Below are 21,038 nucleotides of genomic sequence, written 5' to 3'. Positions count from 1 at the left end.
CTCACTTGCTGGGTCTATGCCCGTATGGTGTGATAACGACCGACTTCTCCGTGCTTCTGATGTCTACCTTCAATACGTGTTTTCAGGTTAAGCGACTTCCTGTAATGTCTTTAAGTGTGGAATATCTTGCATCATTTTCTCTTCACTGAACGGAATTTGACGTCGACCAATCGTGAACAAGATTCGAATAAGTTTACTGCATAATGCCACAAGAGACTGCTTACCGGTTAATGGGTTATCCGGCCGTGTGCGATAGTATTCATGTAAGGCTTTAAAGGCTCTGTTTTTCGCTGATAGGGGCATCACCACCCGGAATAAGAGGGCGCGCAGTCGTTTTCGGCCTCGTTTACTAATCGTCGTTTTTCCTCGATGTTTCCCTGATTCATTCTTTTTTAAGTTCAGCCCCGCCAGTTTGATGATTTGGCGTGGATGCTGATACTGGTGGAGGCTACCCACTTCCGCGAAAAAGCCCACAACCGTCATTTCTCCGATGCCTTTGATCTCGCTCATCTCTTTGGCGCCCGGAATCGTTTGAACCATTTCACTTAATTGCTTTTCCAGTTCGTCTAGACGATGGGTTAAATACTCGTATTTCTCGAGTAAATAACGTAATTCTTCCTTGGCCATTTGAGTGCCCGTTTGAAGCCCGATAGAGGATTGGGCTGCCTCTTTCAATTGTTCGATTCGCTTCCTTCCAACGGCTCGTTTGACGACTTTCTTGACTTCCAAAAGAAGCTGTTCGCATGGAATCTTTGCGATTTCTTTTGGAAGATATCCCAATTTTAAAAGTTGCAGCGCTGCTTTTCCGGTCCAATCTTTAAACACCGTAAGAAACTCCGGAAAATAGCGATCCAGCCAATTGTGTACTTGGGCTTGAACCGCATATAGATCCTGTGTCATCATATCATGAAGTTTCATGCCTTCACGTAATTCTGCGTAGATTCCCTTTGGAAGAATCGGGATGGAATATCGTCCATCCTTGACGAGTTGGGCTATGACTTTTGCGTCTTTCACGTCATTTTTCGTAGGAGAGTTGTCATCCAGCTCTTTACTTCGTTTCACATGCATCGGATTCACGGTAACACATCGGATGTCATAAGCTTGTAAGAAGTAAGCAAGATTTAGCCAATAGTGTCCCGTTGGCTCCATTCCTACGATGACATCTCTTTTTTCATGTTGATTCATCAAGGTGTGTACCCAATTTAAAAACGTTTGAAACCCTGTTCTTGAGTTTTCAAATACAACGGCCTTCGATAGATCGAATCCCCGGTGATCTTGAGCTCTTGCCACGTGTTTGTGTTTTGCGATATCAACGCCAATGATTAATGTTTGTTCAGTGATTTGTCTAATTTTCGAATTTCGGTTATAATTCATATTAGGTCCTCCTTGGTTTATTAGTTAGGGGTCAAGGCCTTGACACCCTGTATCATACCAAGGGGACTTTTTTTGTTTCAAATCTCATTTTTCCTCATTACAGGAATGCTCACTTATTTAAATAGATAAACGATAAGCACAATGATACTGATTACTCCAAAACAAGATATTATACGGAACAGAAACGTGATTTTCTTTTTCGTTCTTTCACAATCGGTTGTTTCATCATTCACCTAGATAACTAGATAAAATATGAACAATTGTTATTATAAGAACAAATTATGAAGAAATTATGGAAAATAAAAACAATTCAAGAGAAAGTAATGTTAATCAGTAGTGTGATATCAGTATCTTAATGTATCACAAAGGGAAAGAGAAAATTTAATTGGAATCCAAACAAAGTAAAAGGATAAACGTGGATTTATCTTTCCTTTTTAGGGTAGTACCAACAAAAAACATACGCTAAAGACATATATTGAAAACGAAAAGTCGTTTTTTCTACGCTAAGCAAGAAAGAATCAGCTTTTCAAGAAGGAATTTCAGTTGATTATTTCTGAAATAAACATCTTGGCGATTTAACAATATATCGAATGTCTTTTCACACATAGTTGGACAATCTTGGAGAGTTTTATGTGTGCTTGGCGACATCATCATTGTGAATCCATTATCATCTCTCCTCTAAATATCCTACGCTGATAAAGTATTCATTGTGCGAATATCCTGTCACCAAGGCATTAACCTAAAAATCAAGCATAAAAATACCAGTTCACGAAAGGTTGGTATTAAATAAATTTATTGTTTTATACAGAGAAAGCTGTCAAAATTCTTTTTTGGTCCAATACATTAGATCCAGCCCGTTCAAGATGATCAATCAATTCTTTCTAAGTAAAATTCTCTGGTGGATGGTCAAATTTGAAATATATCTTAAAAAATAAGGGGCGTCCTTATCTAAATCCTCCACCATATATCACCTGATTTTAAAACGCGGTGAATTTCTGAGTGGTGATTTTCATGCAAAGGTAAATTACTTGCTATTGGGGCTGGTCAAGCTAATTGCTGATTTATGTGGTCATAGATTGTAGAGTTTATTTGCGTACATATATTCAAAGGATAATTAAAGCGACATCAAATATTAATAAAATCTAAATCCTTGAAATACAACTGTAGAGCGCTAATAGCCATGAAAATGTTTAGCTGCATCAAATTTGACTTTTTTCATTTTTACACCACAATATGTAGTGAACACCATATGTGTGGTTAATGCGTAGAAAGGATGAGAAACAATGGAAAATCAATGAAGAGGGGATTGAATCGTTTCTTTGGAGCTTAAAGCAAAAATAATGAATTATATCTGGGCATCAGGGGAAAGTTACCATTAGGGAAGTCCCACAGCATATCAACAATGAAAAACCAATTTCTTTTAATGCTGTTATGACTGTGTTGATAAAGGATATTTACATAAAGAAACGAGAAGAGGAATTGCTTACTTTAAATACGTTCAAACCAAAGAGCATTTTTATCTGAGCAAACAAAATCCGTAGCTTATGGATTTTTTGAGGAGTTTGGAGGATTAGCTGTGGTTCAAATGGTTGATGCTATTCAGGATGTGGATCTATACTTGCTTAAACAGCGAAAAGAAAAATTAAGTGCAGTGAAAAGAAGGAATGAACATGACTTCAAGGATGAAATCTGATGTGTCCATTTTTGCAATATGTTTAGAAAGTCAAATCTTGTTTCACAAATTCTTAATCTAGAAAGGGTGAAGTATCAATATGAAAAAAATAATGCTAATAGCTCTGATCTCCGCTTTATTGATTGCAAGTGGATGCGGCAAATCCGACAATACAAATGAAAATCAACATATGAATCACAAAAATATGCAACAAGGTGAAAATCACGAAGGAATGAATAACGAAACGAACCAGTCCCCAGATGTCACTACACAGGTTGTTTGGAAGTTTTCAAAAGAAACTCCAAAAAGCAATGAAACGGTTGATTTAACAATTCAAATTAATGATAAAGAAGGGAAACCTATTGAAAAATTTGATATTCAGCACGAAAAGCTAATGCATCTAATTGTAGTAAGTAAAGATTTATCTTATTTTGATCATTTACACCCTGAATACAAAGGTGACGGACTGTTCACGACTGCCTTAAACTTTCCTGCTGGAGGAGAATATAAATTATATGCCGATTATGTTCCAAAAGGGGCATCAAAAGTTGTAAAAAATCACACTGTTACGGTTATGGGAGAAAAAGCACAAACAACTCCACTCAAACCAGATGAAAATTTAACTAAAGTTGTCGATGGCAAGGAAATTACATTATCTTTTGACGAACTCAAAGCCGGAAAAGATGTTACATTGAATTTTAACATTAAAGACCACAAGACAGGTCGACCGATTACTAATTTACAACCATACTTAGGTGCTATTGGACACGTTGTCATCATCAGTGAGGACACAGAGGAATACTTACACGTACATCCAATGGACGAAAAGGCAAAAGGACCAGACGCTAAATTTATGACCAAGTTCCCTAAGAGTGGAATCTATAAAATTTGGGGTCAGTTCCAACACGAAGGTAAGGTTATTACCGTTCCTTTCGTAGTCAAAGTTTCATAAAAACAAAAAATCCTCCCACGGCGGAGGATTTTTTGTTTTGTTAAGGCATGTTTTATTGGTTTGTATATAAAGTAAAGACAACTTAGTACAAGGGGGACGATGGATGAACTCAATTGTCTCAATCAGCCGTTTCTCATCAGCTTAGTATGTTACGAAATATGAGACTGGTTAAGTATCGCCGTGAAGGAAAAACACTGTTTTACTCCTGCGATGACGAACACGTTATTCATTATTAAAACAAGCCATTGACCATGCTGAACATCATTAAGGAGGCGTTTTATCATGCATCATCATCACCACCATCATTCTCACGACCACCATGGTCACCACCATCACCACGGACACCATCACGATCACGGAAGAGAAAGTAATAAAAAAGGGCTTACGATTGCACTTCTCATTACCGCTGGAATTATGTTATTAGAGTTTTTCGGAGGTTTAATCACAAACAGCCTAGCCCTCTTTCTGACTCTGGTCATATGCTTAGTGATGCCAGTTCACTTGTTCTTAGCTTAGTTATTATTTGGTTTGCCGCCAAACCAGCTTCGCCCAATAAAACGTATGGCTTTTATCGTTTTGAAATCTTAGCCGCTTTGTTTAATGGAGTTACCTTGTTTGTTATCGCTGGGTTTATCGTATGGGAAGCTATTCAGCGTTTTTACAACCCACCAACCGTAGCTAGCGGCTCTATGATGCTGATTGCTTCCATTGGTCTGTTTGCCAATCTTTTAAGTGCCTGGGCGTTAATGAAAAAAGGGGATGTGAAAAATAATGTCAATCTTCGTAGCGCCTATCTTCATGTGATCGGTGACGCTTTGGGTTCCGTAGGCGCTATCGTCGCTGGGCTTGTCATGTGGATCTTTGGTTGGTATGTAGCTGACCCCATTATTTCCGTTTTGGTTGCTTTATTAATTTTGAAAGGTGCCTGGGGAGTGATTAAACATACGGTTCACATTTTGATGGAAGGAACGCCAATTAACATTGACCAAAATGAAGTGAAAAAAGCCTTAGAAAGTATTGAAGGAGTGATTGACGTTCACGACCTCCATATTTGGACGATTACATCAGGGTTGGATTCATTAAGTTGCCATATTTTGATTGAAGATCATCAAGACAGCCAAAAGGTTTTACAAGATGCCATTCACATGATTGAGGAAAAATTTAAGATTCTGCATACAACCATTCAAATTGAAACCTCTCAAATTCATCACGGGGACATGAAAGTCTAACGAAAAATATGACCAATATAGAGCAAGGTCAGTACCTTGTTTAATATTTTAGCGAACTTAAACTAACAAACGATAAAAGTTTCCATTGACTAAAAAAGTTTCTGATGTACAATTTATTTAGGCAACATTTTCTTTGCTCTTACATATATCTAATTCTAAGTGTAGGAGCAATTTTTTACCCAAAAAGTTTCCTTAATGCAAAATATTTAGTGAAAACCAATCATGAGGTGATCATCATGGGTGAAAATATAAAAAAAATGCCGTTAACAGTGGAAGAAGGTTGGAGAAATAAACGGACGCAACCAACGTTACCCGAAGTATATAGAAGTTTACGTATACCAAAGACGGGTTCTTGGATGAAAAAGTTTCTAGCGTTTGCTGGACCAGGATACTTAGTTGCCGTGGGGTATATGGACCCGGGAAACTGGGCGACTGATATCGCGGGAGGTTCCCAGTTCGGATACACGTTACTTTCCGTTATTTTGCTTTCCAATTTAATGGCAATATTGCTTCAAGCATTGGCTGGCAAGTTGGGAATTGTAACGGGAAGGGATTTAGCACAAGCTTGTCGTGACCATTACAGCAAGCCTGTAGCAATGATCTTATGGGTTTTATGCGAGTTGGCAATCGCAGCTTGTGATCTGGCGGAAGTGATCGGTTCGGCAATTGCGTTGAATTTATTATTTGGCATTCCGTTAATATACGGCGTTATTATAACAGCTCTGGATGTACTGGTCGTATTACTCTTACAGAATAAAGGTTTTCGTTATATTGAAACGTTGGTGATTGTTTTAATTCTAACCATTGGTGCTTGCTTTGCGACTGAAATCTTTCTTTCTAAACCAGATGTAGGTGGCATATTGAAGGGATTTGTTCCAAGCAAAGAGATTATTAACAATCCATCCATGCTCTATATTGCAATCGGGATTTTAGGTGCAACCGTAATGCCTCATAATCTTTATCTGCATTCTTCCATTGTGCAGACACGTCAATACGAACAAACCAGCTCGGGTAAACGACAAGCGATCAAATATGCTACTTGGGATTCAACGATTGCCCTATTCTTCGCTTTATTTATTAATGCAGCGATCCTTATTGTTTCTTCTGCTACGTTCCATAAAGCAGGAATGAAAGATGTTGCGGAGATTGAAGATGCTTATCACTTGCTCTCTCCACTGCTTGGAACAACACTTGGAAGTATTTTATTTGGAGTTGCTTTGTTGGCTTCTGGTCAAAACTCCACATTAACGGGAACCTTAGCTGGTCAAATTGTGATGGAAGGTTTTCTAAATATTCGCCTTCCTGCTTGGTTAAGAAGACTGATAACTCGATTGATTGCCATTGTCCCAGCCGTTGTTGTAACTGCTCTTTATGGCGAAAGCGGAACGGCTCAATTACTTATTTTGAGCCAAGTGATTCTTTCTTTACAGCTCTCTTTTGCGGTAGTGCCTCTCGTTCAATTCACTAGCGATAAAAAGAAAATGGGTGAGTTCGCAAATCCATTATGGTTGAAAGTTCTTGCTTGGATGGTAGCGGTTGTGATTATCAGCTTAAACGCATATTTATTGTTCCAAACATTCTTTGGTTAAGGAATAATAAACCTCATTATCTTTTTGCGGATAATGAGGTTTATTGTTTTTATCTAATAGAATTTTTTGATGTAGCTAATTAAATGAATAACCTGGTAAATATTAGGTTGATTTTTTTAAATCCAATTCTTTTTTATTTTTCATTCAAATAAATATTTGAATAATAAAAGGAATGAGGTATAATATATTCAAACGGAAATTTGAATATGAAAGGGGGATAATTAATGAGTAAGAAAGATACATGTGAAATTTATTGTTATGACGAAGAAAAAGTCAATCGAATACAAGGGGAATTGCAAAAAGAAGATATATCCAGTGTTGTCCTGTTGTTTAAAGCACTGGCAGATGAAAATAGGGCAAAAATTGCCTATTCACTTTGCCAAGATGAAGAGTTATGTGTATGTGATATTGCCAATATCATTGGGGCTTCTGTTGCAACCACTTCCCATCATTTACGGACCCTTTATAAACAAGGGATTGTAAAGTATCGAAAAGAAGGAAAGCTAGCATTTTATTCGCTGGATGATGACCATATTAAGCAGTTAATCATGATTGCGTTAGTACATGAGAAAGAGGTGAAAGTCCGTGTCTGAACAACAAGCAAAATTATCTAAATCAGAAGCGAAAACCTACCGTGTTCAAGGATTTACTTGTGCAAACTGTGCGGCAAAGTTTGAAAATAATGTAAAATCATTGCCAGGTGTTCAAGATGCTAAAGTAAACTTTGGAGCATCTAAAATTACCGTTTGGGGTACAACAACCATCGAAGAATTAGAAAAAGCAGGAGCTTTTGAAAACTTAAAGGTTCGGGAAGATAAAGAAAAAGCAGTCAAGCGTGAACCTTTTTGGAAGCAAAAAGAGAACATTAAAGTGTATATTTCCGCCGTTTTGCTTGTGATCAGTTGGTTTTTAGGGAAGCAATACGGAGAAGAGCATATCTTTGCGACAATTGGATATGCTGCAGCAATTTTAATCGGTGGATATTCGTTATTTATAAAAGGTTTCAAAAACCTAGTTCGATTGAATTTTGATATGAATACGCTGATGACAGTGGCGATTTTAGGAGCTGCAGCGATTGGTGAATGGGGAGAAGGTGCAACGGTTGTTATTCTATTCGCCATTAGCGAAGCCTTAGAGCGTTATTCCATGGATAAAGCTCGTCAATCCATTGAATCGTTGATGGATATTGCTCCAAAAGAAGCATTAATTCGTCGCGGAAATGAAGAAATGATGGTCCCTGTTGACGATATTCAAGTCGGGGATATTATGATCGTAAAGCCTGGTCAGAAATTAGCGATGGATGGAATCGTCATCAAGGGTACATCTACGCTAAATCAGGCTGCCATTACGGGAGAAAGTGTTCCAGTAACCAAAACAGTCGGTGATGAAGTCTTTGCAGGAACATTGAATGAAGAAGGGTTATTGGAAGTAAAAGTTACAAAACGAGTGGAAGATACAACTCTTTCGAAAATCATCCATTTAGTGGAAGAAGCTCAAGCAGAACGAGCACCTTCTCAAGCGTTTGTAGATCGTTTTGCCAAATACTATACACCAGCCATTATCATTTTTGCTCTTTTACTAGCCGTTATTCCGCCATTATTTATGGGTGCTGATTGGAGCGAATGGATTTATCGAGGTCTAGCTGTATTAGTGGTTGGTTGTCCGTGTGCGTTGGTTATTTCCACGCCTGTTTCGATTGTAACTGCCATTGGAAATGCAGCGAAAAACGGTGTGTTAATTAAAGGTGGTATTTATTTAGAGGAAGCAGGAAACTTAAAAGTGATTGCTTTTGATAAAACAGGAACATTAACAAAAGGTGTTCCTTCCGTCACCGATGTGGTCACTTATAATGGCAATGAAAATGAACTAATGACCATTACAGCAGCCATTGAAAAAGGCTCACAACATCCACTTGCTTCCGCCATTATAAGAAAAGCAGAAGAAGATGGATTGAATTTTAATGATTTATCTGTTGAAGAATTCCAATCCATTACAGGTAAAGGGGTCAAAGCCAAAGTAAACAACGAAATGTATTATGTCGGAAGTCCAGGTCTTTTTGAAGAACTTCTTCCAAATGGCATCCAATCAGAAATAAAAGAACAAATTACAACCCTTCAAACACAAGGGAAAACGGTCATGGCGTTAGGAACGGAAAAAGAAATTCTGGCGTTAATTGCCGTGGCAGACGAAATAAGAGAATCATCCAAAGAGGTTATTCGAAAACTTCATCAAGTCGGTATTGAAAAAACGGTAATGTTGACAGGGGATAACCAAAGAACAGCCGAAGCCATCGGAAAACAAGTCGGCGTTTCCGATATTAAAGCCGATTTACTTCCAGAAGATAAACTGAATTTCATCAAAGAGCTTCGTGACAAGCATCAAAGCGTGGCGATGGTTGGAGATGGTGTGAACGATGCACCAGCTCTTGCAGCTTCAACCGTTGGTGTGGCAATGGGTGGTGCTGGAACCGATACAGCCCTAGAAACAGCCGATATTGTCTTAATGTCTGATGATTTAAGCAAATTGCCATATACGATTAAATTGAGCCGCAAAGCTTTAGCGATTATTAAGCAAAACATTACTTTCTCTTTAGGGATTAAGGCATTGTCATTACTGTTAATTGTGCCTGGTTGGTTAACGCTATGGTTAGCGATATTTGCCGATATGGGAGCAACATTAATCGTAACATTAAACAGCATGCGATTGCTAAATGTGAAAGAATAATGCAATAGTTGAAGAAGACACACAAAAAGACCGAATTTATTTCGGTCTTTTTGTGTGGTTTAAAAATCAACATTGAAATTTAACAAAGTCCTGATTAAAAACAGTCAAAACTAACAAAACAATGACCTAAATTTTAGAGATCTTAATTAATTAAATGGGATTTTAATAAAAATGCTTGGCGCTTAAAGCCAAGCATTTCTTATTTTCCTAAAATTACTTAGGTAATGTCATAGGTATAACATTACCAACATATTTTTATTTTAAATAATTTTGAGCGGGGGAGAAGGAGATGGAAGTATATAATGTTCACCAAGCACTAAAAATACTTCAGGAATATTACATTACTGACTCAATTCAAATGGTTACTCGTTGGATCAGAGAAGGAAAGATTAAAGCAGAACGTTCGGCAAATCGAAAGGAGGGTTGGCGAATTTATCACGATGATTTATTCGAGTTTATTGAAGAACAGAGACCAGGTTTGCCTGAAGTAATGGGAGTTTATGAATGGTATGTAGAAAACTCTTTTTCAATGTTGGCGAATGACCATCGTGAAAAGCATAATAAATTGGATTCTGAAGAAGTTAAAGGTGATAGCACTCACTCGGAAGAATTAATTAAACAGCTCATGGAGGAGAAGAAGCAATTAGAAAATCAACTCATTAACATGCAGGATGAGTTGAACTTGGTTTACGAGCAAATCACTGAATTAACGGTTAAAATTCAAAAGCTGGAAGAAGAAAATGCTTTTTTAATCGGTTTATATGAGCAAATAGATGAGATGTATCAAGAATTAGAAAAGAAAAATCAACAAGAAAGTAGTAATGAAACACTAAAAACAATGGAGTGCAAATTAAAGAAAGAGATGTCTGTTGAAGATTTTAAAACGATTGTTAGAGAAGTGATCAATGAATACAAAAGTGAAACAGTAAACTTAATACAGCAAGAAAATGAACTAACCAACGAAATATATCCGTTGTTTTTCAATGAAAATGAGGAGTTAAGAAATGAGATTATTGATGATGAAGAATATCGTTGTCCATTGACTAAGAAGAAGTATAAAAAAAGTTTAAGATCCATGCTCAAAAACGCTATCCGAACAAAATTAGAACAAGTCCTGAATTCAGTTGACGAAACAGTGTTAGCTAACGACTCGAGTCGTTAATCTTTTTTCTTTTTAAACAAATAAAGATTTGAAATGGAGTTAACAAACGAACTGAAACAAAATTTGTTTGCTTGCAATCTAGATCCGGAAGCAACAATCAAAGCCTATCGAGAAAAAGTTGTGGGTCCCTATCGCAAAAAGTTACCGGATTCTGTTGTTGCCTCAATGGAGGAACAATTGTCGGGGGCTTGTACAGTAGAAATTGCTGCTTTCGATGAATTTACCAACTTGTTAACCAACCTTGATACATCGAAACGAAAGAAACATTAAAACGTTTGTTTCCAAAAGCATAGCGACTAACGATCAATTAAGAAAAGGGGAAGAGAAATATGGTGATTACTGATCAAGCGAAACAAGCACTACAAGATATTTTAAAGAAACACGGTAAAGAAGGAGTTTGTCTTTATTCTGCAAACCACAGATCGGTTGGAGATTATTAATGGTATTCGGGTAGCGATGGATGAGAAAGTGGCTTCTATCATCGAGAGAGTTACACTTGATGTGGAAGAAACGGGAAAAGGCGTTCAATTCGTCTTATTAGGCTTAAATCAATGTTGTTAAAAAGTTGAATTGCTAATAGACCAAAGTAATGAGGACAAAAAAGTTGTTTAAACATAAATTAACGAAAGTAGATTTTAATAAGCTATAAAAACTTCGAAATTCATTTGACCCTGTACTATGGTACAGGGTTTATACTTTATCTAGGGGTGATAAGATGAAATATCGTATTGGTGAACTGGCTGACAAATGTAACGTTAATAAAGAAACCATTAGATATTACGAGAGAAAAGGCTTAATCAAAGAAACTTCACGAACAGATTCAGGGTATCGAATGTACTCGGAAGAGACTGTGAAGCGCATTGGTTTTATTAAACGTATGCAGGAACTAGGGTTTTCTCTAAGTGAAATTCATAAATTACTTGGTGTTGTTGATAAGGATGAGGTTCGATGTGCGGATATGTATAGCTTTGTTTCTCAAAAAATAGGTGAGGTTCAACAACGAATTAAAGATTTAAAGCGTATCGAAAATATGTTGAATAAATTAAAAGAAAGCTGTCCGAATGAAGAGCAACTACATGAATGTCCAATTATTGAATCTCTGATTGATGATTAAAGAAATGAGATATCAATGAAAAATAAGACATTTATAGTGATCGGAACACTTGTTACATTATTACGACTTGTAGTAACGAAAATAATGTAGAAACTACAGCGAATGGAAATAATACTAAAAGTGCTACCTTTACCATTACTGAAATGGATTGTTCAAGTTGTCCTGTGTTGTCAAAAGTGCTCTTGAACGTGTAGAAGGTGTAAAAACAGTGGAAGTAACCATTACAGAAGGTTCCCAAGGAACAGCTAAAGTTGTGTTTGATGCTTCAAAAACAGATGTAAAAACTTAAAAAAATACCGTCTTAGAATTAGGATATGGTGTTAAACAATAGGAGGTGTTTCATTTGTCAATTCGTAAATATCGTTTACAAGTGGAAGGTATGACATGTACTGGGTGTGAAAGGCGCGTTGAAACAGCTCTAAACAGCATAGGAGCTAAAAATGTAGATGTAAATTTTCGCCGTGGAGAAGCTGTTTTCGAATTGCCAGAACATATAGGTATCGAGAAAGCCAAAGAAGCTGTGAATAAGGTTAATTATAAGGCAGGTGAAGCTGAAGTTATTCATCAACAAAAAAGCTCCGTTGTTGGTGATGATGAAGGTGATTATGATTATGACTTTATTGTCATTGGTTCTGGGGGAGGAGCTTTTTCTGCTGCTATTAAAGCAGTGGAATATGGGGCAAAAGTGGCGATGATTGAGCGTGGTACCATCGGTGGGACTTGTGTAAACATTGGATGTGTTCCATCAAAAACACTGCTACGTTCTGGAGAAATCAATCATTTAGCAAAAAACAATCCATTCCTTGGTTTAAATACTTCAGCTGGTTCGGTAGATTTGAAAAAACTAATGGAACAAAAAGATGAACTGGTGAGAGAATTACGTCAGCAAAAGTATGTTGATTTAATTGATGAATATGGGTTTGAACTAATACAGGGAGAAGCAAAATTTGTCAATGAAAAAACAATAGAAGTAAACGGGAATAAAATAACAGCTAAACGCTTTTTAATCGCAACAGGAGCTTCCCCATTGATTCCTAATATTCCGGGATTAAAAGATGTTGACTACTTAACAAGCACTTCTTTGTTAGAGCTTAAAGAACTGCCAAAAAGTCTTGCTGTTATTGGTTCAGGATACATCGGATTGGAGTTAGGTCAGCTCTTTCACCATTTAGGAGTGGAAGTAACGTTAATGCAGCGTAGCCAAAGAATTCTTAAAGAATATGATCCTGAAATTTCAGAAGCTGTAGAAAAAGCATTAACAGAACAAGGCATTCATGTTATTACCGGTGCTACATTTGAGCGTGTAGAACAGAATGGAGATATGAAACAAATTCATGTTACTGTTCATGGTGAAAAGAAAATCATTGAAGCTGAGCAGCTACTTGTAGCTACGGGGCGCAAGCCAAATACGGAAGCACTAAATCTTCAAGCTGCAAACGTAGAAGTGGGTTCTCGCGGTGAAGTTAAAGTTGATGACTATTTACGAACCTCCAATCCTAGAATTTATGCTGCCGGAGATGTAACAATGGGACCGCAATTTGTTTATGTTGCTGCATACCAAGGTGGAATTGCTGCCGATAATGCAATCGGTGGCTTGGAGAGAAAAGTAAATCTTGATACTGTTCCGGCTGTTATATTTACTAGTCCATCGATTGCTACGGTAGGATTAACTGAGGAGCAAGCTAAAGAAAGAGGATACGAGGTGAGAACTTCTGTTTTACCACTTGATGCAGTTCCAAGAGCGCTTGTGAATCGCGAAACGACAGGTGTATTTAAACTTGTTGCTGATGCAAAAACATTAAAAGTGCTAGGTGTTCATATTGTTGCCGAAAATGCTGGTGATGTGATTTATGCAGCCACATTAGCTGTAAAATTTGGTCTAACGGTGGAAGATTTGCGGGAATGCCTTGCACCATATTTAACGATGGCAGAGGGATTGAAATTGGTTGCCTTAACATTTGATAAAGATGTTAAAAAATTATCTTGTTGTGCTAGTTAAAGCTCCTTTTCATAAACATATAGGATTTTTGATTATTCTAACTGTACTTGAGCAAATTTACAATGAAGCAGAAAAAGAGATACGAACCGATTCCTTGGTTAGAATAGAATGTACCATCAAATTCCCCAATCAAGGACAAGGAGGGAAGATGGAAAATTGGAAGGGAATTTTTTATGGGAACAGAAGCTCTCCAACTGATTGGAGAGACGTTTACTTGATAAACACTCCAAATTAAAACATTTTCATTAGCATCATTGTCGATTTCTATTAGAATCGAAACAGTATGATGGAAATCATATGAACAAAAGGAGTATATAAACATGGATTCAACTGTTTCAAAGAAAGTAACGATGATTTCATATATCATTAGCATTACATTCATTATCGCGATGATTACGGCTTCGGTGATGTTGAAAGATCACGAAATTATTTTGCCGGAAGTTGCGGCAATGGCGATTGCCATGTGGGTGTACCGAGAAGCAGGATGGATCAGGCAACCATCGAAAATTTTTCTTGCGCCGTCCATCACGGCAGTGATCGGTTTCGCAGTGAATCAACTACACATTTCTTATTTAGGAAAAGTAAGCCTTACCCTTATACTTTTAATGCTCTTTTTACGTATCATTCAATCAAATTTGGGACCGTCCATTGCAACGGGCTTACTGCCAGTGGTGACAAATGCAAATGAATGGTCATTTATTATATCCGTTTTTATTTTTACCTTTATATTGATGCTTGGAGTTCTCAAATTTGGATTGAATAAAGGACTTGAAAAGAAAGTGAAGATACAGTACAAGTACATGCTGGTATTCTTAGTGCTGATTTTCGTGTGGATGGGTTTATGCTGGCTCGCTGGCTACCCACTGGCAGTGATCCCGCCGATTCTCGTTGTTGTGTATGAGTCACTTCAGAAGCCGATGTACAACGGAAAAATGGCTTTTAAACAAGGGCTTGTATTGACCATATCTGCGACTGTCGGAACGCTGTTGTACTTTGCTATTGATTCGTGGATATTGGCCACCCTGTTAGATATGATTTTAATGCTTATTCTGTTACGTATTGTTGGCATCCGTGTCCCGGCTGTGTACGCCTTTCCACTGCTCCCGTTTGTCTTTCCTGATCATATCGTAGCCATGTTGCCGCTAGGTTCGTTGATTACATGTGTATTCTTGTTTACTTCGGTGTTAGCATATAAAAAGATGGAGATGAAGCGAAGTAGAAAGGTAATGCAAATGTAAAGGAGATAAAAGAATTCATGTACTCGAAGAGAGGACCTATTTTCTATTCTTCGTAGGCATCTCGTTTATCCGCATAAAAAGATTTGGTGACTAGGTTATAAAGTTAAACGTCATGTTTTAGGCTATCGGAACGGAAAACCACCGATAGCCTTTCTATTAGCGTTAAAACCTATTGAATTTATATAAATTTAATCAAAAATTATTCAATAAAAAATAATTGTAATTTATGTTGATAATTTGACTGTTATTTTGTACAGAACCCGTTACTTTAAAGAACGAGTTCCTTTTGTATCGATACAGATTTAAACAGAAAATAATTGAATAGATGTACGTTACTCTGATTCAAAATAGGAATAAAAAATTACACATAGAAAATCATACATTAAGTAAGATATCATTTGCATTTTATACCCAATACCGGTATAATGTATTAGAAGACAACTGTTATAAACAAATGAGGTGGTAGCAATGAATCAATATGAAGATGACAATATAAATGCCAAAATGGTTCCGCGAACCGAAGAAGAGATCGAAAGCATCGTCAAGCGCTTGAAGCGTATTGAAGGGCAAGTACGCGGGGTACAAAAGATGGTCGAGGACAATCGGTACTGTATTGATATTTTAGTGCAAATTTCCGCGATTCAAGCTGCGTTAAACAAAGTCGGGTTGAATTTGCTGGAACGCCATGCCAATCATTGCGTTTCCAAGGCGATCCGCGAAGGCAGCGGAGAAGAATCCATCCGGGAATTGATGGATGTGATTAAGCAATTCTCAAAGTAAAGGAGAGGAATGCTTTATGAGTGAGCAAAAGCTCGTTACACTTAGAGTGACCGGCATGACATGCGCCGCTTGCTCCAATCGTATAGAGAAAGCGTTGAACAAGATGGATGGAGTAGAAGCCAATGTCAATTTAGCCATGGAAAAAGCAACGATTAAATATGATCCATCGAAACAAAGTGTAGCCGATATCCAAACGAAAATTGAGAATTTGGGGTATGGTGTCGCGACAGAAAAAGTGACGCTAGATATTGAAGGGATGACATGCGCGGCATGTGCGACACGGATTGAAAAAGGGTTAAATCGTATGGAAGGTGTTACGAGCGCTACTGTAAACTTGGCGACAAACAGTGCCGTTGTAGAATACAATGAAGGCATTGCATCTGTAGAAGATATTTTAGAGAAAATCAAAAAGCTTGGGTACAAGGGGCAGATACGAAACGAAGAACAAGATCATGTGGGGCGGAGAGAAGAGCTGCTTAAACAAAAACAACGGCAGCTTGCCATTTCTATTATCTTATCACTGCCTTTGCTTTATACGATGATTGCTCATATGCCGTTTGATATAGGCTTACCGATGCCGCACATGTTGATGAATCCGTGGTTCCAGCTTCTTTTGGCGACACCCGTTCAGTTCTACATCGGCGGTCCCTTCTATGTAGGGGCGTACCGGGCATTACGAAACAAGAGTGCGAACATGGATGTACTAGTGGCGCTTGGAACATCGGCAGCTTACTTTTACAGCTTGTACGAAGCTTTCAAAACATTAGGAAATCCCGAATATATGCCAAGATTGTATTTTGAAACGAGTGCTGTGCTGATTACGCTTGTACTTGTCGGAAAATACTTTGAATCAGTAGCGAAAGGAAGAACAACAGAAGCCATCTCTAAACTGTTGAGCCTGCAGGCAAAAGAAGCTACTGTCATCCGCGATGGGGAAGAAATAAAAGTTCCGCTCGAGGAAGTAGTGATTGGTGATACCATTCTCGTCAAGCCAGGAGAAAAAATCCCGGTAGACGGAACGGTCATCGCCGGAGTATCCTCCGTGGATGAATCAATGATTACCGGTGAATCCATTCCGGTTGATAAGAAGGAAGGCGATTCTGTCATCGGAGCAACCATTAATAAAAATGGTGTACTCACCATTCGGGCAGAAAAGGTTGGGAAAGATACCGCACTTGCCAATATCATTAAAATCGTAGAAGAGGCACAAGGCTCTAAAGCGCCTATTCAGCGTATGGCTGATGTCATTTCAGGTATTTTCGTACCAATTGTTGTAGGAATTGCTGTCATTGCATTCATTACATGGTACTTCTTTGTGGCGCCAGGCGACTTACCGAAGGCGCTTGAGGTGGCCATCGCGGTTCTTGTCATTGCGTGTCCTTGTGCGCTTGGTCTTGCCACACCGACATCCATTATGGTCGGTACAGGCAAAGGTGCAGAAAAGGGGATCCTCTTTAAAGGAGGTGAGTACCTAGAGGGAACGCATAAAATCAATGCAGTATTACTGGATAAAACAGGAACAGTGACAAAAGGAAAACCAGAAGTAACCGATGTACTTAAGTTCCGTGAAGACATGCTCGATTATGCCGTTTCTGCCGAGAGTGCTTCGGAACATCCGTTGGCTCATGCCATTGTGGAATATGGGAAGAAACGATCGATTTTGGTTAAGCCACTGGAGCATTTCTCCGCCATTACCGGTCATGGAATTGAAGCTGTCATTGATGGCAAAAATGTCCTTGTTGGAACGCGAAAACTTATGAAGGAACGCTCTGTAGAGATTGCCATGCATGAAGATAAAATGATAGAACTTGAAAAACAAGGAAAAACTGCCATGCTAGTTGCCATTGATGGGCAGCTTGCCGGCATCATCGCTGTCGCGGATACGGTAAAAGAAAGCTCCAAAGAAGCGATTCAAACATTAAAACAAATGGGTATCGAAGTGTACATGGTAACGGGAGACAACAAACGTACAGCGGAAGCCATTGCAAAGCAAGTGGATGTGGATCGCGTCTATGCAGAAGTACTTCCTGAAGAAAAAGCGAATATCGTTGAAGAACTGCAAAAACAAGGAAAACGAGTGGCGATGGTCGGTGATGGAATTAATGACGCTCCAGCTCTTGCGAAAGCGGATATTGGCATGGCCATCGGCACAGGAGCGGATGTCGCCATCGAAACGGCCGATGTTACCTTGGTCGGCGGAGATTTAGCTCATATCCCGAGAGCGATTGAGTTAAGCCGTAAAACAATGAAAAACATTCGACAAAACCTGTTCTGGGCTTTGTTCTATAATACCATTGGCATTCCTGTAGCCGCTGCTGGATTATTGGAGCCTTGGATTGCCGGAGCGGCAATGGCATTCAGTTCTGTATCAGTTGTGACCAACGCGCTTCGTTTGAAACGCGTGAAAATATAAAAAATGAAAATAAATGAAGGAGGAATAAAAAATGGCGATTACATTACAAGTAGAAGGAATGACTTGCGGACACTGCAAAATGGCGGTGACAAACGCTCTTAAAAAGTTAGACGGGGTAAGAAATGTAGAAGTACATTTACAAGAAGGCACTGTGGATGTAGATTATGATGAAACAAAGGTAAGTGTAGAAAAACTCAAAGAAGCGATTGAAGAGCAAGGTTACGATGTGAAGTAACATACATGGATTTATACTCCCTGATATGATCCCCTCCAAGTAGAATTGGAGGGGGTCTTTTTTATAGTGTGGGAAGGGCAACTTAATTGCTTATACCAAATCTGCTATATGAACTTCTCCACCGGGCTTTAAAATTCGAAATTTCCTATGGAATGTAGATTTTTTCTTTGTGGAATCAAGATGGTAGTCGAAAGTACGTGTTCGAATGTTGCGAAATCGAAGAGAAGAGTTGTGAAGAATCCTTGAATAAAGATTTATGTTGTTTGTACTTTCGTTTTTTGTCTAACTATTTCTATATTTTAAGATTTTCAACAAGTTCATAAAGCGTTTGTTGAGGATACAATCGGTAGCAAAGAAATGTATACACACAAAAGAATATAATATCAGCATCTATCTCCATATTTTCTTCAAAATTTTTTAATAAGATTAATCATTGTAAAAATCAACGAAAAATAGTGATAGAAGGTGTACGACTTCTTTAATCAAATTATTAATATTTTGAGTCAGCCTTTTATGATACGGCTCATCGTTTCGAAGGAACACCAGTTTTATTTGCGTTTTTGTTGGGGATAGCCTTTTACATTACTTAGGAGATCATTTTTTGCGCTCATATGTTGGAACAATTGTTAATTTATATAGTTTTACCACCTTTACTGCTGTTAGGTTTGCCAAATCGAATGATGGTATCAATTCTTCATTTAGGATTAAGATACAAATGGATCAATTTTTTAAAATATCCGTTGATCCCGTTACTTTTATTTAATGTGTTGTTTTCGTTTTATCAAGTCCCATTCATATTTAATACAATCGTTTCACATAATATCTTGCATAACTTAACCCATATTATATTAACCATCTCCGCATTGTTCATGTGGATCCCTTTAATTCCGGTCACTAAGGAATTAGATTGTTTATCAAATATCCAAAAAATTTACTATATTTTACATCAGGAATGTTACTGACTACAGCTTGTGCCTTAATTATTTTTGCGAATGAACCGTTTTATACCGTCTATTACGACGCACCACAATTGTTTAAAACACTTTCACCGCTTGTGGATCAACAAGCAGGTGGAGTTATCATGAAAGTGGTTCAAGAAATCGTATATGGGACGATGATTGAATGTGTTTTCTTTAACTGAAAAAATGAGCATTCCTGTAATGAGGAAAAATGAGATTTGAAACAAAAAAAGTCCCCTTGGTATGATACAGGGTGTCAAGGCCTTGACCCCTAACTAATAAACCAAGGAGGACCTAATATGAATTATAACCGAAATTCGAAAATTAGACAAATCACTGAACAAACATTAATCATTGGCGTTGATATCGCAAAACACAAACACGTGGCAAGAGCTCAAGATCACCGGGGATTCGATCTATCGAAGGCCGTTGTATTTGAAAACTCAAGAACAGGGTTTCAAACGTTTTTAAATTGGGTACACACCTTGATGAATCAACATGAAAAAAGAGATGTCATCGTAGGAATGGAGCCAACGGGACACTATTGGCTAAATCTTGCTTACTTCTTACAAGCTTATGACATCCGATGTGTTACCGTGAATCCGATGCATGTGAAACGAAGTAAAGAGCTGGATGACAACTCTCCTACGAAAAATGACGTGAAAGACGCAAAAGTCATAGCCCAACTCGTCAAGGATGGACGATATTCCATCCCGATTCTTCCAAAGGGAATCTACGCAGAATTACGTGAAGGCATGAAACTTCATGATATGATGACACAGGATCTATATGCGGTTCAAGCCCAAGTACACAATTGGCTGGATCGCTATTTTCCGGAGTTTCTTACGGTGTTTAAAGATTGGACCGGAAAAGCAGCGCTGCAACTTTTAAAATTGGGATATCTTCCAAAAGAAATCGCAAAGATTCCATGCGAACAGCTTCTTTTGGAAGTCAAGAAAGTCGTCAAACGAGCCGTTGGAAGGAAGCGAATCGAACAATTGAAAGAGGCAGCCCAATCCTCTATCGGGCTTCAAACGGGCACTCAAATGGCCAAGGAAGAATTACGTTATTTACTCGAGAAATACGAGTATTTAACCCATCGTCTAGACGAACTGGAAAAGCAATTAAGTGAAATGGTTCAAACGATTCCGGGCGCCAAAGAGATGAGCGAGATCAAAGGCATCGGAGAAATGACGGTTGTGGGCTTTTTCGCGGAAGTGGGTAGCCTCCACCAGTATCAGCATCCACGCCAAATCATCAAACTGGCGGGGCTGAACTTAAAAAAGAATGAATCAGGGAAACATCGAGGAAAAACGACGATTAGTAAACGAGGCCGAAAACGACTGCGCGCCCTCTTATTCCGGGTGGTGATGCCCCTATCAGCGAAAAACAGAGCCTTTAAAGCCTTACATGAATACTATCGCACACGGCCGGATAACCCATTAACCGGTAAGCAGTCTCTTGTGGCATTATGCAGTAAACTTATTCGAATCTTGTTCACGATTGGTCGACGTCAAATTCCGTTCAGTGAAGAGAAAATGATGCAAGATATTCCACACTTAAAGACATTACAGGAAGTCGCTTAACCTGAAAACACG

13 protein-coding genes and 4 pseudogenes are annotated in these 21,038 nt (G+C 38.3%); 16 read left to right on the top strand and 1 reads right to left on the bottom strand.

What is annotated here, in order from left to right; translation table 11 throughout:
* Positions 1-87 precede the first annotated feature (87 nt).
* Positions 88-1,374, bottom strand: a complete 1,287-nt coding sequence (locus GFC28_RS08205; protein ID WP_066329493.1) for an IS110 family RNA-guided transposase — start codon at positions 1,372-1,374, stop codon at positions 88-90.
* Positions 1,375-3,146: 1,772 nt separating this feature from the next.
* Here GFC28_RS08205 and GFC28_RS08200 point away from each other — a divergent pair.
* The 16 genes and pseudogenes from GFC28_RS08200 (at position 3,147) to GFC28_RS08125 (ending at position 21,026) form a co-directional block, all read left to right on the top strand.
* Positions 3,147-3,998: a hypothetical protein gene (locus GFC28_RS08200; RefSeq protein ID WP_042411712.1), complete on the top strand. Its 852-nt coding sequence runs from the start codon at positions 3,147-3,149 to the stop codon at positions 3,996-3,998.
* 113 nt (positions 3,999-4,111) lie between these two features.
* Positions 4,112-4,266: pseudogene (locus GFC28_RS18790) on the top strand (ArsR/SmtB family transcription factor); the annotation flags it as partial.
* Between the two features lie 14 nt (positions 4,267-4,280).
* A pseudogene (locus GFC28_RS08195) lies at positions 4,281-5,227 on the top strand (cation diffusion facilitator family transporter).
* Positions 5,228-5,463: 236 nt separating this feature from the next.
* Positions 5,464-6,816 (top strand): Nramp family divalent metal transporter, encoded by a 1,353-nt coding sequence (locus GFC28_RS08190; protein ID WP_172798646.1) that lies wholly within the window; start codon positions 5,464-5,466, stop codon positions 6,814-6,816.
* Positions 6,817-7,040: 224 nt separating this feature from the next.
* Positions 7,041-7,409 (top strand): ArsR/SmtB family transcription factor, encoded by a 369-nt coding sequence (locus tag GFC28_RS08185; RefSeq protein ID WP_063193539.1) that lies wholly within the window; start codon positions 7,041-7,043, stop codon positions 7,407-7,409.
* Positions 7,402-9,540, top strand: coding sequence for a heavy metal translocating P-type ATPase (locus tag GFC28_RS08180; RefSeq protein WP_066329636.1), 2,139 nt, complete (start codon positions 7,402-7,404; stop codon positions 9,538-9,540). The genes GFC28_RS08185 and GFC28_RS08180 overlap by 8 nt, the downstream gene beginning before the upstream one ends.
* A 289-nt stretch (positions 9,541-9,829) precedes the next feature.
* On the top strand, positions 9,830-10,702 hold the full coding sequence (locus tag GFC28_RS08175; RefSeq protein ID WP_042411721.1) for a MerR family transcriptional regulator: 873 nt from the start codon (positions 9,830-9,832) through the stop codon (positions 10,700-10,702).
* A 27-nt stretch (positions 10,703-10,729) separates the two neighbouring features.
* Positions 10,730-10,969 (top strand): annotated as a pseudogene (locus GFC28_RS08170) (arsenical pump-driving ATPase); the annotation flags it as partial.
* 448 nt (positions 10,970-11,417) lie between these two features.
* Positions 11,418-11,816 (top strand): mercury resistance transcriptional regulator MerR, encoded by a 399-nt coding sequence (merR, locus tag GFC28_RS08165; protein ID WP_035067772.1) that lies wholly within the window; start codon positions 11,418-11,420, stop codon positions 11,814-11,816.
* Between the two features lie 349 nt (positions 11,817-12,165).
* Positions 12,166-13,815, top strand: a complete 1,650-nt coding sequence (gene merA / locus GFC28_RS08160; RefSeq protein ID WP_044741957.1) for a mercury(II) reductase — start codon at positions 12,166-12,168, stop codon at positions 13,813-13,815.
* 320 nt (positions 13,816-14,135) lie between these two features.
* The gene (locus tag GFC28_RS08150) at positions 14,136-15,053 is read left to right on the top strand and encodes a hypothetical protein (protein WP_044741956.1); all 918 of its coding nucleotides are present in this window, start codon (positions 14,136-14,138) and stop codon (positions 15,051-15,053) included.
* A gap of 468 nt (positions 15,054-15,521) precedes the next feature.
* Entirely contained in the window at positions 15,522-15,833 is a 312-nt protein-coding gene (locus tag GFC28_RS08145) for a metal-sensing transcriptional repressor (protein ID WP_042411649.1), read from the top strand.
* 16 nt (positions 15,834-15,849) lie between these two features.
* The gene (locus GFC28_RS08140) at positions 15,850-18,246 is read left to right on the top strand and encodes a heavy metal translocating P-type ATPase (protein ID WP_042411647.1); all 2,397 of its coding nucleotides are present in this window, start codon (positions 15,850-15,852) and stop codon (positions 18,244-18,246) included.
* A gap of 31 nt (positions 18,247-18,277) precedes the next feature.
* Positions 18,278-18,481, top strand: a complete 204-nt coding sequence (gene copZ / locus GFC28_RS08135; protein ID WP_042411645.1) for a copper chaperone CopZ — start codon at positions 18,278-18,280, stop codon at positions 18,479-18,481.
* 611 nt (positions 18,482-19,092) lie between these two features.
* Positions 19,093-19,622, top strand: a pseudogene (locus GFC28_RS20245) (cytochrome c oxidase assembly protein).
* Positions 19,623-19,739: 117 nt separating this feature from the next.
* Positions 19,740-21,026: an IS110 family RNA-guided transposase gene (locus GFC28_RS08125; protein WP_066329493.1), complete on the top strand. Its 1,287-nt coding sequence runs from the start codon at positions 19,740-19,742 to the stop codon at positions 21,024-21,026.
* Positions 21,027-21,038 lie beyond the last annotated feature (12 nt).

The organism is Anoxybacillus sp. B2M1 (assembly GCF_001634265.1).
Lineage (GTDB): Bacteria > Bacillota > Bacilli > Bacillales > Anoxybacillaceae > Anoxybacteroides > Anoxybacteroides rupiense.
This window is presented reverse-complemented; position numbering and strand designations above follow the sequence as displayed.

Coding starts and splice junctions, on each gene's coding strand:
- GFC28_RS08205 (WP_066329493.1), bottom strand. CDS start 1,374: ATGAATTATAACCGAAATTCGAAAATTAGACAAATCACTGAACAAACA.
- GFC28_RS08200 (WP_042411712.1), top strand. CDS start 3,147: ATGAAAAAAATAATGCTAATAGCTCTGATCTCCGCTTTATTGATTGCA.
- GFC28_RS08190 (WP_172798646.1), top strand. CDS start 5,464: ATGGGTGAAAATATAAAAAAAATGCCGTTAACAGTGGAAGAAGGTTGG.
- GFC28_RS08185 (WP_063193539.1), top strand. CDS start 7,041: ATGAGTAAGAAAGATACATGTGAAATTTATTGTTATGACGAAGAAAAA.
- GFC28_RS08175 (WP_042411721.1), top strand. CDS start 9,830: ATGGAAGTATATAATGTTCACCAAGCACTAAAAATACTTCAGGAATAT.
- merR (WP_035067772.1), top strand. CDS start 11,418: ATGAAATATCGTATTGGTGAACTGGCTGACAAATGTAACGTTAATAAA.
- GFC28_RS08150 (WP_044741956.1), top strand. CDS start 14,136: ATGGATTCAACTGTTTCAAAGAAAGTAACGATGATTTCATATATCATT.
- GFC28_RS08145 (WP_042411649.1), top strand. CDS start 15,522: ATGAATCAATATGAAGATGACAATATAAATGCCAAAATGGTTCCGCGA.
- GFC28_RS08140 (WP_042411647.1), top strand. CDS start 15,850: ATGAGTGAGCAAAAGCTCGTTACACTTAGAGTGACCGGCATGACATGC.
- copZ (WP_042411645.1), top strand. CDS start 18,278: ATGGCGATTACATTACAAGTAGAAGGAATGACTTGCGGACACTGCAAA.
- GFC28_RS08125 (WP_066329493.1), top strand. CDS start 19,740: ATGAATTATAACCGAAATTCGAAAATTAGACAAATCACTGAACAAACA.